The following is a 14,385-nucleotide window of genomic DNA, read 5'->3' as shown; positions in this document are numbered from 1 at the left end:
TACAACAAATGACTGACGATAACTCCGTGAACATCGTGAACGACACTGTCGCCCACGCGTCCGCCACCCCGGAGCTCGACCAGCCGTGGGCCGAGCTGGGCCTGAAGCCCGACGAGTACCAGCGCATCCGTGACATCCTCGGCCGTCGTCCCACCGACGCCGAACTGGCGATGTACTCGGTGATGTGGTCGGAGCACTGCTCCTACAAGTCCTCCAAGGTGCACTTGCGGTACTTCGGTGAGACCACCACCGACGAGATGAAGTCCAAGATGCTCGCCGGTATCGGAGAGAACGCCGGCGTCATCGACATCGGAGACGGTAACGCCGTCACTTTCAAGGTGGAGTCCCACAACCACCCGTCCTACGTCGAGCCCTACCAGGGTGCGGCGACCGGTGTCGGCGGCATTGTCCGCGACATCATGGCCATGGGCGCACGCCCGGTTGCTGTGATGGACCAGTTGCGCTTCGGCGCGGCAGGCGCCCCGGACACCCAGCGTGTGCTGCCCGGTGTGGTCGCCGGTGTCGGCGGGTACGGTAACAGCCTCGGCCTGCCGAACCTTGGCGGTGAGACTGTCTTTGACGCCTCCTATGCAGGCAACCCGCTGGTCAACGCGCTCTGTGTGGGGACGCTCAAGAGCGACGATCTCAAACTCGCGTTCGCCTCCGGCGTTGGCAACCGGGTGATCCTCTTCGGCTCACGCACCGGCCTGGACGGGATCGGCGGTGTGTCCGTGCTGGCATCCGACACCTTCGAGGAAGGCGCCGAGCGCAAGCTCCCCGCTGTCCAGGTCGGAGACCCCTTCGCCGAAAAGGTGCTCATCGAGTGCTGCCTGGACCTGTACAACGCCGGCGTGGTCGTCGGTATCCAGGACCTCGGCGGCGCAGGCCTGTCCTGTGCGACCGCCGAGCTCGCCGCCGCTGGTGACGGCGGAATGCACGTCAACCTGGACAAGGTCCACCTTCGTGCCGAAGGCATGACCGCCGCGGAGATCCTCTCTTCGGAGTCTCAGGAACGCATGATGGCCGTGGTCACTCCGGACAACGTCGATGCGTTCATGGCCGTCTGCGACAAGTGGGAGGTCATTGCCTCTGACCTCGGCGAAGTTACCGACGGTGACCATCTGGTCATCGAACACCGCGGTGAGATCGTGGTCGACGCTGATGCCGCCACCATGGCAGACGAAGGACCCGTGTACGAGCGACCTGTCACCCGTCCGGATGACCAGGACACCCTGAACGCAGAACCCGGCCTCGCCCGTCCTACCTCAGTTGAGGAGGTCCGCCAGACGATGCTGGACCTCGCGGCATCGCCTGCACTGTGCTCGCGTGCCTTCATCACTGAGCAGTATGACCGTTACGTTCGAGGCAACACCGTCCTGGCCAAGGACGCCGACGCAGGCGTTCTGCGCATCGACGAGGAGACCGGCCGTGGCATCGCCGTGTCGACCGATGCATCCGGACGTTACACGAAGCTTGACCCGAACACCGGTGCCCGCCTGGCACTCGCAGAGGCGTACCGCAATGTGTCGGTGACCGGGGCCACGCCGGTGGCGGTCTCGAACTGCCTGAACTTCGGGTCCCCGGAGGACGCCGGTGTGATGTGGCAGTTCCGTGAGGCCGTACACGGTCTCGCCGACGGGTGCGCCGAACTCGCCGTGCCGGTGACCGGCGGCAATGTCAGCTTCTACAACCAGACCGGCGCGGAGGCCATTCTTCCGACACCGGTGATTGCTGTGCTCGGGACCATCGACGATGTCGCAACGCGGATCCCGACCCGTCCCGGGGCTGGAGACCACGTGCTCCTGCTCGCCGGTGCAGAGACCGCCGATGAACTCGGAGGTTCCATCTGGCAGCAGGTCGAGCACTCGACCCTGGCCGGGATGCCGCCGGCAGTGGACCTGTCGGCAGAGCAGCGTCTCGGCGCTGCGCTCGGGGAACTACGCGGTGCGGTCGCTTCGGCTCACGACCTGTCTGAGGGAGGTCTCTCGCAGGCCGTCGTGGAGTACGCCGCGCAGTCGGGGGCATCGGTGTCCGTGGACCCGGTCGCTGCCCTGTCCACGGAAGCCACGTCCGGCGATGCTGTCGCTGACCTGTTCACCGGCCTGTTCTCTGAGACCGCTACGCGTGTGCTCGTGGCGGTCGACGCCACTGACTCCTCCGTTGTGGAGAAAGTCGAGGCGGTCTTCGCCGGGCACGGCGTCCCGGTGAACCGTATCGGTTCGAGCGTCTCAGCTGACGGGGACAATGACGCTGGCTCGGCGGCTGCCGCGCAGATCGCCGTGACCACCGTCGGCGCGGAGTTCACGGTGCCGGTCGCTGACGCCAAGGAAGCATGGGAGGGCACGTTGCCCTCGCTGTTCAGCCACGCTGTCGGTGCAAACTCCGTCGTGGAGTAACACGGGGCTACGGTTCGCCCGGGTGCGCGGCCCGTTGTGGGGAGATTTCCCCACAACGGGCCGTTTCCTGTCTGAGCTGTTGATAAGCTTCCTCTGACTTCAATGGGTGCCTGCGCGGCATCCGACGTTTTCAAGAGGGAAGAATTCTTATGGCGCACTATGACATATACCAGTCACTGGGGTTGGACAGGAGTGCCCCCACCAGGGAGCTCGACCGGCAACTCGCCGACAGATTGGCAGCAGTGGCGAAGGATGATGCTGCCGCTGTCGATGAACTGACCACCGCCAGGGCTGTGGTGGGCAATGACACCCGCAGGGCGCTGTATGACCAGCGACTTGATGACCCCAACGCCGAAGACATCGACGTGGCGTCCCTGAAGGACCTTGCCGCGCTCGACGTTGGCGACGACGTCCCTTCCTCCCAGCAGGGGGGTCAATCCCAGCAAAAGTCCGGGCAGTTCGCCCGGACGGCCGGGGCGAAGGTTACCGGGGCCGGGCGGCAGGTTCAGGATTCGTTCAAGCAGTCCAAAGGGTTGGCCATCGGTATCACCGCGGTGGTGACCACCGTGGTCGTGCTTCTGGCCGGCTGGGGGATTGGATCGCTGACCGGAGGTAAATCGGCGGACTTCTCCGCGCCGAAGAAGGTAGTTGACGAGATGCTCGAGCAGAACAGTGCGGATGACCTGCGCAGTTGGCTCCAGGGCCACACCGTCCACGAGACCCGCGACGATGTGCTGTCCACCATGAACGTCAGCGACTCCGGGTCGTCTTCATTCAGCGGGATGGACTCGCACTTCAGCGGGGCCGGATTGCATGCGTCAACGGGTCTGACCATCGAGCAGTTGGCCATTTCTGCTGGAGAGTCAGCGGAGGTCCTTTTCGAGGATGTTGAGGATGACGGCATCAGTAAGGAGGAGGCGGAGTCGATTGTCGTCATCGGTATCCGGGACGACACCGACAACTACAAGGGAATCGTGACCTTGGTGGAACGTGACGGGGACTACCGCATCACCGACGTATCCCGGTACTAGACCGTCATCGAACCTGCAGATCACGAAGGAAAACACTCTCATGGCACATTTTGACCTCTACCAGTCCCTCGGGCTGTCCCGTCAGATCTCGTCCGCCGACCTTGCCGCCGAGATCGACGCTCGTCTCGCGACGACACCGACAGCGGACGCCGGGATGCGTGACCAGCTCTCCACTGCCCGCGCGGTCCTCGGCGATGACAGCAGGCGCTCACTCTATGACCAGCGGCTCGACGATCCCTCCGCGCCGGAGATAGACGTCGCCTCCCTGCGCGAGCTCGCCGCGCTCGACATCGGAGAGCAGTCCGCGCCCGCGGGTGCCACTGCACCGGGTAAGGGCGCGCAGTTCCAGCAGCAGGCCGGCGCCACCGCGAAGCAGGTCCAGGACTCCTTCAGGCAGTCCAAGCTGCTCGCCATCGGCATCACCGCCGTGGTCACCGCCGTCATCGTCGGGCTGGCAGGGTGGGCGCTCGGCCTTTTCGGAGGGGGCGACGACCTGAAGGACGCGAAGAGCACCGCCAACGAGATGCTCGGGAAAGGTAACTCCGACGACCTGCGCTCCTGGATCCAGGAGAATTCCACCTACCAGGACCGGGACAGTGTCTTGTCGCAGCTGAAGCTCAGTGGGGACGGCTCCTTCAGCGGTATGGACTCATTGTTCGGCGGCAGCGATCTCACTGCCGGCGAGGCACTCGCGGGGGACCAGCTCAAGATGACCACGCTCGGGGACATCGACAAGTTCTACGAAATGCTCGACGACGAGGGTTACTCAAGAGAGGAGGCGGACAGCCTTGTTCGTGTCGGTGTCGTGGACGGCAATGACAGCTACAAGGGCTCCGTTCTGATGCTCGAACGAGACGGCGATTACCAGATCGTGGACGTCCAGGTTTTCTAACTAGTTCATCGGGTACTGGCTCTCGTCCCGCAGCGGCTCCACCAGTGGCATCGGCCGGTACTTGGTGCGCAGCTCGCGCAGCGTGGCGGCGTGCTGCGACAGCCGCTTGTCCTCCGGGGTGGTGGGCGTGAACTGCCGGGCGGCCAGCGGGTTGCCGTCGATGTCTGTCGCGATGTAGGTCATGGAGGCGTGGATGGCGACCGGGAGATTGCCGGTACCCTCCCGCGGGTCACCGGCGCGCAGGTGCACCGAGACAGACATGCTGCGCACGTCCGTACGAATGATGCGGGCTTCGGCCTCCACGAGATCGCCGATGTGGACCGGACGATAGAAACGGAAGCCCCCCGCGTAGACAGCCACGGTGCGCTCACCCGTCCACGCCGAGGTACAGGCGGACGCTGCTTCGTCGATCCACTCCATCGCGGTGCCACCGTGGACATTGCCGCCCCAGTTGACGTCGGTGGGCTTGGCCATGAAGCGGTGGGTCATGCGCGGGGCCGTAGTCGCCGCCGGATCAGACGAGTAGCTCTGCTTCAGCATCTCCTCTTCGATGGCCTTGCGCAGCTGCACACGCGACAGGGCGGCCTGCTGGATGCGGACACCGGCGTCGGTCTCAGGTTCGAAGTGGGGGACGGGCATCGACTTACGGTTCTCGTCCATGGCCACGAAGATCACGAGGCAGTCGCAGGCACGCGTGAAGACACCTTCACGCGGATCCGCGGAGAGCACCTCGTTGACAATGTGCATGGAAGAACGACCTGTGTAGACGATGCGTGACCGCACTTCCACGATGTGGCCGGAAGGGATTGGGCGGGTGAAGTGGATGTGGCCCACATACGCCGTCACGCAGTACGCGCCGGACCAGCCGACGGCGCAGGCGTAGGCGCCTTTGTCGATCCATTCCAGGACACGACCGCCGTGGACACCGCGGGCACCCTGCATCAGGACGTCGGTCGGCGCCGCCATGAACCGGAGTGTCGTCTCCGGCTGCAGCGTCCGCTCCTGCTCGTCTGCCCCTGTTACTGCCACAATCTGCCTTTCGTCTCACTGGTGATGTCCAACATCCTACAGTCCGGGTTATCCCCGTATCATCGAGGTCATGTCAGAGAGGTCGACAAAGACGACGGACCCCGCTGCAGTACGGACGGCGATGCTGGACGTGTGGCCGTGGGTCAAGGATCCAGAGAATGAGTCTCGCCCGTCACGCAGCGCAGTTGCAGCCGCGGTGCGGCTCACGACCGCTCAGCTGGAGCAGGACGCCCCAGGGCACAGTGTCGAGGTGCGGGTGCCACCGTTCGCTGCGGTGCAGTGCATTGAAGGCTCGGTGCATCGACGGGGAACACCACCGAATGTGGTCCAGTGCGATGCGCTGACGTGGCTGCGACTGGCAGGGGGAATCATTGACCTCGACGGTGCCGTCACCGCGGGGGCGGAGGTGTCGGGCGCGCATGCCGGTGATGTATCGCACTGGATTCCCGTGGTCCGGGGTATCTGAGTAGGGGGATCGGACACCGTACCGGGTAGGCTGGGTTCGGCTAAATGCAGGAGATTCCTGCACGACAATCACCGCGAGTGAAGGCGTATTACTTTGACTGACCTGACCGATCCCCGCGACAACTCCGGCGGCACCAGCTACGCTGCCGCCGGCGTGGACATCGAGGCCGGCGACCGTGCCGTTGAGATGTTCGCGCCCCTGGCCAAGAAAGCCACCCGGCCCGAGGTCCGGGGCGGGCTCGGTGGTTTTGCCGGCCTGTTCGCCCTCGGGGACTATGACAAGCCCCTCCTGGCCTCAGGCTCCGACGGCGTCGGGACGAAGCTTGCGGTGGCCCAGGCCATGAATAAGCACGACACCATCGGCCGTGACCTGGTCGCCATGGTCGTCGACGATCTGGTGGTCTGCGGTGCTGAGCCGTTGTTCCTCCAGGACTACATCGCCATCGGCAAAGTTGTTCCCGAGCATGTCGCCGAGATCGTCTCCGGCATCGCCGCAGGCTGCATTGACGCCGGTTGTGCCCTCCTCGGCGGAGAGACTGCCGAGCACCCGGGGCTGATGGAACCCGGTGAGTACGACGTCTCCGCGACCGCTGTCGGTGTCGTCGAGGAAGCCAAGCTGCTGGGGCCGGACCGGGTGCGGCATGGCGACGTTGTCATCGGCATGGCCAGTTCCGGGCTCCACTCCAACGGATACAGCCTCGCCCGCCACGTCCTTCTTGAGAAGGCCGGGCTGGAACTCGACGGTTACGTCTCTGACTTCGGGCGCACCCTCGGTGAGGAACTGCTGGAGCCGACGAAGATCTACGCCCTCGACTGCCTCGCCCTTGCGGCGGAGTGCGACGTGCACACCTACTCGCACATCACCGGAGGTGGCCTGGCTGCCAACCTGGCCCGGGTCATTCCCGAGGGGCTTGTCGCCGAGCTCAACCGCGGCTCCTGGGAGCCTGCCCCGGTCTTCCGCACCATTGCTCAGCTGGGGAAGGTCTCGCAGGACGAGATGGAGAAGACCTTCAACATGGGGGTCGGCATGGTGGCCGTCGTCGGTGAGGACGATGCTGAGCGTGCACTCGCCATGCTCACCGCCCGCCACATCGATGCCTGGAACCTGGGACATGTCCGGCTGGCGGCCGAGGACGGTTCGGAGAACGAGCCCTCCGCACGCGCGGAACTGGTGGGGGAGTACCCGCGCACCTGACGTTGGCGGGGGTCTGGGGCGGTTTTCGAGCACGGATGCGCTGAGTTACACCCGACTCGGCGCATCCGTGCTCGAAAACAGCCCTCTGTCAGTTGTTGGGGTACGTGAAAACCGGCGTCCGGGTCGATCCATGTCGTTGATTCAACGGCATGGACCGGCACGGGCACCGGCGGTCACTGCATGAAGGGACGGAGAAGGGCCGTCAGCGGCCCTCATCCTCCTCGGCGCTCCAGTCGTCCCACTCCTCGTAGTCGTCCTCGGTGGAATGCCCACTCTCAGTGGACAGCTCACGCTGGAGACTCTCGAGATCCATGTCTGGAGAGCTGTACTTGAGCTGACGGGCAACCTTGGTTTGCTTTGCCTTGGCACGGCCGCGACCCATGGCCTGACCCCCTCGGGTTGTCAATGGAGCAGCCAGGGATTTGAGCTGCTCTCGCATCTTTCAGTGATTCTGTTCTGTCCCCACCATAGCGGGTGCAGGCGCAGTTGTCAGAACCAGGCCCGCCCTGAATCGCGTGTCACCACTGTATGTGCAGGTGAATGCCGGTCAGATTTTTCCTTTCAGTTTGTCCACCGCGGCCCGGCCCGGTCGTACCGTGTTGTCGACGACGATGTCGTCCGGATCTACGGCGGCATCGACGCCGTCAACGGTCAACGGGGGAGTCTCGTGCCCGCCTGACTCCCGGTCTGCCGCGAGCTTCTCGATGACCTGCCGCTTAACAAGAGCTAGAGCAACCGGGCCGTCGTCAGCGTCCTGGACGGTGAGCCCGATCCGCCCCACGCTCCGAGTACCGGCGAGCACTGCCGCGCCCACCTCGGGCAGCGACTGACCAGAGCCGTCCAGTTGCAGCACCACCAGCTGTCGTGGTGGTCGCCCCAGGTTGTGGACCCGGGAGACCGTCTCCTGGCCCCGGTAGCATCCCTTGTTCAGGTGCACCGCGGACGTGGTCGGCCCGTCGTCGGCGCGTGCCAGTTGGGTCGCGCTGTGCGCACTCGGGGTGTCCCCGCCAATGAAACGGGGCACCTCGTGCGGTATCACCCGCTCGTCGGTGTCGATGCCGAGTAGTGGCCGACGGTCACGGATCCGCAGGGCGTCCGCCGCCCATCCGCCAACGGGCTGGGCCCCGGCTGAGACCAGGGAGTCCCAACAGGTTGTCAGCGCGGCAGTGTCGAGCCACATATCAGTTACCGGGTGTCCGCCGAGGGTGCGGGCTGTCCAGTACCGGACGGCAGTCGCCGCGTCACCGGGCAGTCCGGCAACCCCGTCGGGAAGACCTGCGCCGGCAGCAGTGGCGGGCGAGTGGTCCGGATTGACCACGCTGATGAGTGACAGCTCCGGTGTGGTGACCTCGACCTGCGACCAGAAGACCATCTTGGACAGGAAATCAGCCAGTGCCATGGCGTCCGAGTCCCCTGGAGCGTCCAGCAGGAACGTGCCGTCGTCCACAGCGGAGATCCCGAAGGCGTGTTCGACACGCCCCTGTATGTCAAGGATCAGGCCGTGTGTCGACGAGCCCACCGTCATGGCGTCGACCTTCTGGGAGATGAGGTCGTTCAGCCAGGTGGCGGCATCAGGGCCGGTGACCATGATCGCCGTGTGCGACCACCCGTCGATTACCCCGGGTCCGCCGCCGTCTACGAGCGACTGCTCGATAAGCGGTCGCCCGTAGTGCCTCGCCGTGGCTGCCAGGTAACCCCGGTGCCCCTCGAAGCCTGAACCATCTTCCGTGCTTGCCCCTGGAACGTGATCGATCAGGGGGCTGTGCGTCTGACTCACAACAACCACCCTAGTACCGATCGGGCCCTGTGTCAGGGGCGAACCCCTACACTGGTCGCCATGAGCGCCATCAACACCAGTGAGAACCCCCGGGACATAGCCGTCGACGTCCGTCCGGCAGAGGGCCTGCCGCCGGAGATCATCGACCCCACAGTGCCCGTCATCTACATCGATGACCTGGCGGCCCGTCGCGGGGACGGCATCTTCGAGACCATGATGGTGCGGGCCGGGCGGGTTCGGAATCTCGACCTTCACCGGGACCGCTTCGTGCGGGGCGCCTCGCTGCTTGATCTGCCGGCCCCGGAGGTCGACCGGTGGCTGCAGGCCACTGATATGGCGTTGTCCGCGTGGGACGACCTCGGCGGCGGGGAAGCGGCTCTGCGGTGGATGTACTCACGGGGGCGCGAGTCGACCGGCAGCGTGACCGGGTGGGTGACGATCAGTGCGGAGTCACCGTCTGTGGTGCGTCAGCGCGAGCAGGGGGTCCGGGTGATGACCGCCCACCGGGGCTTCAGCCTCAGCATCTCCGACGACTCACCCTGGGCGTTGGTGGGGGCGAAGACGTTGTCCTACGCGATGAACATGGCAGCTCTCCGCCATGCCGCCTCACGGGGGCTGGACGACGTCATCTTCATCGGCGACGACGACCGCGTCCTGGAGGGCCCCACCTCCACGGTGGTCGCGGTGACCGGCAGGACGATGGTCACCCCGAGTCAGCAGGCGGGCGTTCTCCCCGGTACCACTCAGGCGGCGCTGTTCGCTCTGGCTCGCCGACGCGGGTGGGAGACGGAGCAACGACCGTTGACGGTGGCGGACCTGAGGGCTGCTGGCGGTGTCTGGCTGGTGTCCTCGGTGCGTATCCACGCCAGGGTCACCGAACTGGACGGGGTCGAGTTGCCTCGGCCCGCGACAGCTGACGATGTCGAGGCGCTGGCCGTCGAGGCAGCCACCGCCTGAGCCGGGTATTCCCCGGCTATCCGGTGGTCACCTGGTGGCCACCGGACAGTTACCCGATGACACGGGACAGCTCGGCAGACATCCACGGAGCCAGATCGCCGTTGCCGCCGTTCGCCGCGTTCTCCATGCGCTCGTCAACCCAGCCGAGGTTGTTGTTCGGCATCAGGCCGTAGAGGCGTTTACCGGGGCCAAAGGCACCCGGGCCGGTTTCGGACGCCAGGGTGGAGGCACTCTCGAGTTCCCAGGCACGCTCGTTGCGGGGGCGGCCGTACATGACCTCGACGACACCTGTGCTGTGCACGGTGAGGAATTCGATGTCGTCGTTCTCACTGATGCGGAGGAACCCGGTCTCCCGGACGTCCTGACCGGTGGCCTCGCCCTTGTCGTCGAGACGCCAGATCCGTGAGTTGTAACTGATGTAGTTCTCGCCGTCGTGGGCGAAGACGATCTGCTGGCCGAAAGCGTACTCGTCGGAACCACCGACGGGGGAGGCATGGCCTTCGCCTCGCCACACGCCCACGAGCGGCAGCAGCGCCAGGAGTCCGTCGTGCAGATTCGGTCCCTGACGAAGGTTGGCGGTGTCCTCGGCGACGGGGAGGTCACCGATGGTGGGAATGTTGCGCCCGGCGGTCTGCTTGGCCTGTTCTTCCGCCCGTGCGACGGCATCGTTACCTGAAATGGGGTTGTCGCTAGTCATGTGTGACAGCGTACCGGGTCACTCCGGGGATCAGAGTCCCGCCTGCTCGTCCTCGTCCAACGGGCCGGATTGCGGCGCAAGGTCAGCGACGCTGACGCGTGTGTAATTCTGTTCGGCCTCGATGAACAGCGTCCCGCCGGCGGTGTACACCCGTCGCGGGGGGCTGCGGAACGGGAGGTTTTCGCCAGGAAGTTCCAGGGTGAAGGCGTCAAGGACATGCTCAGTGACGTCATCGTCCAGGTCGTCGGGATCAGTGGAGTTCGGGGTGTCGGTGATGTCCGTTGGCGTCAGGTAGACGTCGCCCTGCCACACCCGCAGGCGAACCCCGACCTCGTAACGTCCGGAGTCTTCGTCTGACAGGCCTTCGGGGGAGCCGGAGAGGTAGGCTTCGGTCTCCCAGCCGCCGGTGGGGGAGGAGTCGTCCTGCGAGGTCAGTCCGAGGTCGTCGATGCCCATGCGGTCGCCGAGCTCGACGGTGTCCATCTGGATGCGGGTGAAGACCTCCCGCGCCGGGGCGTCAGTGAAGTCTCCGGACAAGACGGCGTCCTTACCGAGAGTGATCTTCGTGGCGGAGGAGGACACCGTCACCCGTCCAAACCCGGGGATCTCCACGTCCGTGGACTCCACCTGGATCGACGGCACCTCGTGTGTGAAGACCGCGGCGAGGTAGGGAAGTCCGGTCACCTGGACGTGGGGAGGGGTGGCCAGGTGTGACTCCCGGAAGATCCGGTCCGAGATCCTCTTCTCGACCCGTGCAGCCACCAGACTGTCCGCCACGACGGCGACCCCGAGAGTCGCAGCGAGCACGGCGACCACGATCAGGACGACGGTCGTCACCGTCCGTCGGGGGCGGCGTCCTGTGCTCTGGCGGGTGGTCTCGGTCACCGCCCCAGCATACAAAGCGGTGGGGGCTGCGCCGAATGCGCGGATTGTTACGTCTTCGTTTCGATGCTGTTGCAGTGGTCGGTCACCGGGATTGCGCAGGTCCGGCCGGTGTAAAGTGGTGTCGGTGCCGGAGCGGAGCGTTCCCGGCAAGACACACCGAAGGAAGGACGACGGCCGTGAAACTGACCGTGCTCTCTGACAAAGATGAGGTCTCAGAGGTGCTTCCGTCGCTGGCCCTGCTGTCCCATGAGGTGGTGCTCCTCCCGCCGGCGCCGGGATCCGTGAAGGAGATCGGTGGTGCCGAGGTCGTGATGATCGACGTCACCGGAAGCAATCTTCTGGGCGCCCGGGACCTCTGCCGGTCGGTCGCTGCCGCGTATCCGACGTTGCCGGTGTCCGTCGCCATCGAGGAAACGAGTGTCATCGCGCTGGACGGGTCGTGGGCGGTGGATGACTTCCTGCTCCCTTCGGCAACCCCGACCGAGGTTGACGCACGCCTGCGCATGTTGATGACGCGGCGCCCCGTCCCCGTCGAAGAGGCCGAGGACAGCCAGGTCGCCACCATCGGAGGTCTGATCGTCGACGAGGTCACCTATGTCGCACGTGTCGAAGGTCGCCCGCTGGACCTGACCTACAAGGAGTTCGAGCTGCTGTACTTCCTGGTCAAGCATGCCGGGCGGGTGTTCAGCCGTGAACAGCTCCTGCAGGACGTGTGGGGGTACGACTATTTCGGCGGGACCCGCACCGTCGATGTACATGTGCGTCGACTGCGGGCGAAGCTCGGTCACGAGTACGAGAAGGTCATCGCCACGGTGCGTAATGTGGGGTACAAAGCTGTGGAACTCGACGCCCCCTGAGGAGAGCCGCGATGAACGCCAAGAACAAGCCGTTGAACCCTGTGTACCGGGAGTTCTTCCCCGATGACGCCACGCGGGACGACGGGATTGCCGACCAGATCAGACGCCTTCTCTCCGCCGTCGAGGAGGTGGACGGGGTACCGGCGTACAGTGAGGCGTTTTTGCGCAGTATCGATGTGGGTGAAGACGGGTACCGTCATCTCATCGCCGAGGTCGACGGCCAGCTCGTCGGTGTGGTGTCGGTGAACCCGTCCTATGTCGCTGAACTGGCGGTCCACCCGGACGCCCGACGCCGGGGGGTAGCGACTGAGATGCTGCGGGAGATAGGCCGTCACCTGGACGTTGAGCGCCAGCTCAGCGTCTGGTCGCACGGTGACCTGGACTCGGCGAAGAACTTCGCCGACGGGCGCCGTGCCCGGACCGTGCGGGAGCTGCTGAAGATGTCCGTCGACTGCACCGATCCCGACCGCCGTGCCGCGCTGCTCACCGGTCGGGATGACGCGAAGACCACCGTCGAGCGCGAGGGGCTGACCGTCCTGGACTATCCCGCGGCGTGCGAGGTATTCGGGGCGGAGCATGTGGACACCGAATGGCTCCGGGTGAACAACGAGGCGTTCGCCTGGCACCCCGAGCAGGGGGGCTGGGATCTCGGAAAGTTGGAAGAGGCGCGTAGTGCGGACTGGTTCGACCCGACCGGCGTGATCTTCCTCTTCGACGACCGTGAGTGCCTGGGTTTCCACTGGACGAAACGCCCCGAGGGTGACCCGCACGGGGAGGTGTACGTGGTGTGTCTGGCCGACGCCGCACGTGGCCGTGGTCTCGGTGGACCTGTGACCCTGCTCGGGATCGGATACCTGCTCGATGGGGGTGCTGACGCTGTGGACCTGTATGTGGAGGGCGACAACGTCCCAGCGGTGGCCACCTACCGACGACTCGGATTCGAGGTCGTGCACCGGGATGTCGTCTACCGCGGCATGATCTGAGTATTCATCTTCCGTTCACTTTCGCGGTGTCTGACGTCCACCCAGGGGCGTTAACGTACGGTGCGTCGTCAACCCACAACGCATGTGTAAGGACTACCCACTGTGAAGATCTCGACCACCCGCCGCCGCACGCTGACCACCGCGGCAGCGACCGTCGCCGCCGGCTCTCTCGTCCTCACCGGTTGCTCGAACTCGAACTCTGGTGGAGGCGAGGGCGGTACCGCCTCCGAGAGCTCCTACGAACTCTCTGACACCCAGGGTGAACTCCGCGGTGAGGGCGCCAGCTCCCAGCAGAAGGCGATGGAGCAGTTCGGTGTCTCCTACTCGTCCTCCGTCCCCGGTGCGGTCTTGGCCTACAACGCGACCGGTTCCGGAGCCGGCCAGAAGCAGTTCATCGCCAACCAGGTCGATTTCGGCGGATCGGATTCACCCCTCGATGAGGAACAGGCCGCAGCGGCCGCGAAGCGCTGCGAGGACAATCCCGCCTGGCACCTCCCCATGGTCGTCGGTCCCGTCGCAGTGGCCTTCCACCTCGACGGCGTCGATGACCTCAACCTCTCCGTCGACACGGTCGCCAAGATCTTCAAGGGCGACATCCGCAACTGGAACGACGAGGCCATCGCTGCAGAGAACGAGGGCGTGGATCTTCCCGATCAGCCCATCGACGTGCTCTACCGTGCTGAAGAATCGGGTACCTCGGACAACTTCCAGTCCTTCCTGAAGACCGCCACCGACGGCCTGTGGGAGGACGAAGGCAAGACCTTCCCGACTCGGGTCGGTTCCGGTGCGCAGGGGTCCTCCGGCGTCGCTGACCAGGTCAAGGCCACCAACGGCTCCATCACCTATGTCGAGTCCGGTTTCGCGACCGCTAACGACCTCGGCATCGCCAATCTGGACTTCGGTGCCGGTCCGACCGAGCTCAACGCCGAGACTGTCAACAAGGCACTGGACCAGGTCGCCTTCTCCGGTGAGGGCAATGATCTCGTCGTCGATTCCGAGGCGCTGTTCGCCATGAAGGAGGAAGGTGCCTACCCGCTGGCACTGACCACCTACGAGATCGTCTGTTCGGCCGGTTACGACGAAGAGACCGGTGCCCGGGTCAAGGACTTCCTGCACACCGTTCTCGACAATCAGAACGATCAGCTGGAAGAAGCGGGCTACATCCCGCTGAGCGGCTCGTTCAAGGAGAAGCTCGAGACCGCCGTGGATGCGCTCCAGTAG

The 14,385-nt window shown here is 65.1% G+C and carries 14 protein-coding genes; 9 read left to right on the top strand and 5 right to left on the bottom strand.

What is annotated here, in order from left to right:
• Window positions 1-8: 8 nt before the first annotated feature.
• The 3 genes from purL (at window position 9) to CGLY_RS16860 (ending at window position 4,319) form a co-directional block, all read left to right on the top strand.
• Entirely contained in the window at window positions 9-2,396 is a 2,388-nt protein-coding gene (gene purL, locus CGLY_RS13250; protein ID WP_038550052.1) for a phosphoribosylformylglycinamidine synthase subunit PurL, read from the top strand.
• 149 nt (window positions 2,397-2,545) lie between these two features.
• A complete protein-coding gene (locus CGLY_RS13245) occupies window positions 2,546-3,427 on the top strand; it encodes a hypothetical protein (protein WP_038550051.1) in 882 nt (293 codons plus the stop codon).
• Window positions 3,428-3,467: 40 nt separating this feature from the next.
• A complete protein-coding gene (locus CGLY_RS16860; protein WP_052540197.1) occupies window positions 3,468-4,319 on the top strand; it encodes a hypothetical protein in 852 nt (283 codons plus the stop codon).
• Here CGLY_RS16860 and CGLY_RS13235 read toward each other — a convergent pair whose 3' ends face one another.
• On the bottom strand, window positions 4,320-5,285 hold the full coding sequence (locus CGLY_RS13235) for an acyl-CoA thioesterase (RefSeq protein ID WP_081803932.1): 966 nt from the start codon (window positions 5,283-5,285) through the stop codon (window positions 4,320-4,322).
• A 133-nt stretch (window positions 5,286-5,418) separates the two neighbouring features.
• On the opposite strand from CGLY_RS13235, the gene CGLY_RS13230 reads away from it, so the two are divergent.
• Window positions 5,419-5,814, top strand: coding sequence for a sterol carrier family protein (locus CGLY_RS13230; RefSeq protein ID WP_038550049.1), 396 nt, complete (start codon window positions 5,419-5,421; stop codon window positions 5,812-5,814).
• A 93-nt stretch (window positions 5,815-5,907) separates the two neighbouring features.
• Window positions 5,908-7,008: a phosphoribosylformylglycinamidine cyclo-ligase gene (gene purM / locus CGLY_RS13225; RefSeq protein WP_407080798.1), complete on the top strand. Its 1,101-nt coding sequence runs from the start codon at window positions 5,908-5,910 to the stop codon at window positions 7,006-7,008.
• Window positions 7,009-7,210: 202 nt separating this feature from the next.
• Here purM and CGLY_RS13220 read toward each other — a convergent pair whose 3' ends face one another.
• Window positions 7,211-7,390: a DUF3073 domain-containing protein gene (locus tag CGLY_RS13220; RefSeq protein ID WP_038553056.1), complete on the bottom strand. Its 180-nt coding sequence runs from the start codon at window positions 7,388-7,390 to the stop codon at window positions 7,211-7,213.
• A 165-nt stretch (window positions 7,391-7,555) separates the two neighbouring features.
• Window positions 7,556-8,785, bottom strand: coding sequence for a CAF17-like 4Fe-4S cluster assembly/insertion protein YgfZ (gene ygfZ, locus CGLY_RS13215; RefSeq protein WP_038550048.1), 1,230 nt, complete (start codon window positions 8,783-8,785; stop codon window positions 7,556-7,558).
• Window positions 8,786-8,845: 60 nt separating this feature from the next.
• Here ygfZ and CGLY_RS13210 point away from each other — a divergent pair, with 60 nt between their 5' ends.
• Complete coding sequence (locus tag CGLY_RS13210) at window positions 8,846-9,742, top strand: aminodeoxychorismate lyase (RefSeq protein WP_052540191.1); 897 nt, start codon at window positions 8,846-8,848, stop codon at window positions 9,740-9,742.
• 49 nt (window positions 9,743-9,791) lie between these two features.
• Here the strand turns inward: CGLY_RS13210 and CGLY_RS13205 are convergent, their stop codons facing one another.
• Both CGLY_RS13205 and CGLY_RS13200 read right to left on the bottom strand, forming a co-directional pair.
• Complete coding sequence (locus CGLY_RS13205) at window positions 9,792-10,439, bottom strand: FABP family protein (RefSeq protein ID WP_081803931.1); 648 nt, start codon at window positions 10,437-10,439, stop codon at window positions 9,792-9,794.
• Between the two features lie 30 nt (window positions 10,440-10,469).
• Window positions 10,470-11,324: an LmeA family phospholipid-binding protein gene (locus CGLY_RS13200; RefSeq protein ID WP_052540190.1), complete on the bottom strand. Its 855-nt coding sequence runs from the start codon at window positions 11,322-11,324 to the stop codon at window positions 10,470-10,472.
• A 176-nt stretch (window positions 11,325-11,500) separates the two neighbouring features.
• Between CGLY_RS13200 and CGLY_RS17435 the strand changes: the two genes are divergently transcribed.
• The 3 genes from CGLY_RS17435 to pstS all read left to right on the top strand — a co-directional run bounded on the left by CGLY_RS17435 (window position 11,501) and on the right by pstS (window position 14,385).
• Entirely contained in the window at window positions 11,501-12,181 is a 681-nt protein-coding gene (locus CGLY_RS17435) for a winged helix family transcriptional regulator (protein WP_038550046.1), read from the top strand.
• Window positions 12,182-12,192: 11 nt separating this feature from the next.
• Window positions 12,193-13,164, top strand: coding sequence for a mycothiol synthase (gene mshD, locus CGLY_RS17430; RefSeq protein WP_144313691.1), 972 nt, complete (start codon window positions 12,193-12,195; stop codon window positions 13,162-13,164).
• A gap of 108 nt (window positions 13,165-13,272) precedes the next feature.
• Window positions 13,273-14,385 (top strand): phosphate ABC transporter substrate-binding protein PstS, encoded by a 1,113-nt coding sequence (pstS, locus tag CGLY_RS13185; RefSeq protein WP_038553048.1) that lies wholly within the window; start codon window positions 13,273-13,275, stop codon window positions 14,383-14,385.

The sequence above is a fragment of the Corynebacterium glyciniphilum AJ 3170 genome, assembly GCF_000626675.1.
Classification (GTDB): Bacteria; Actinomycetota; Actinomycetes; order Mycobacteriales; family Mycobacteriaceae; genus Corynebacterium; species Corynebacterium glyciniphilum.
The sequence above is the reverse complement of the archived record's forward strand: the minus strand, read 5'-3'. Positions and strand labels throughout refer to the sequence as shown.

Coding starts and splice junctions, on each gene's coding strand:
- purL (WP_038550052.1), top strand. CDS start 9: ATGACTGACGATAACTCCGTGAACATCGTGAACGACACTGTCGCCCAC.
- CGLY_RS13245 (WP_038550051.1), top strand. CDS start 2,546: ATGGCGCACTATGACATATACCAGTCACTGGGGTTGGACAGGAGTGCC.
- CGLY_RS16860 (WP_052540197.1), top strand. CDS start 3,468: ATGGCACATTTTGACCTCTACCAGTCCCTCGGGCTGTCCCGTCAGATC.
- CGLY_RS13235 (WP_081803932.1), bottom strand. CDS start 5,285: ATGGCGGCGCCGACCGACGTCCTGATGCAGGGTGCCCGCGGTGTCCAC.
- CGLY_RS13230 (WP_038550049.1), top strand. CDS start 5,419: ATGTCAGAGAGGTCGACAAAGACGACGGACCCCGCTGCAGTACGGACG.
- CGLY_RS13220 (WP_038553056.1), bottom strand. CDS start 7,390: ATGGGTCGCGGCCGTGCCAAGGCAAAGCAAACCAAGGTTGCCCGTCAG.
- CGLY_RS13210 (WP_052540191.1), top strand. CDS start 8,846: ATGAGCGCCATCAACACCAGTGAGAACCCCCGGGACATAGCCGTCGAC.
- CGLY_RS13205 (WP_081803931.1), bottom strand. CDS start 10,439: ATGACTAGCGACAACCCCATTTCAGGTAACGATGCCGTCGCACGGGCG.
- mshD (WP_144313691.1), top strand. CDS start 12,193: ATGAACGCCAAGAACAAGCCGTTGAACCCTGTGTACCGGGAGTTCTTC.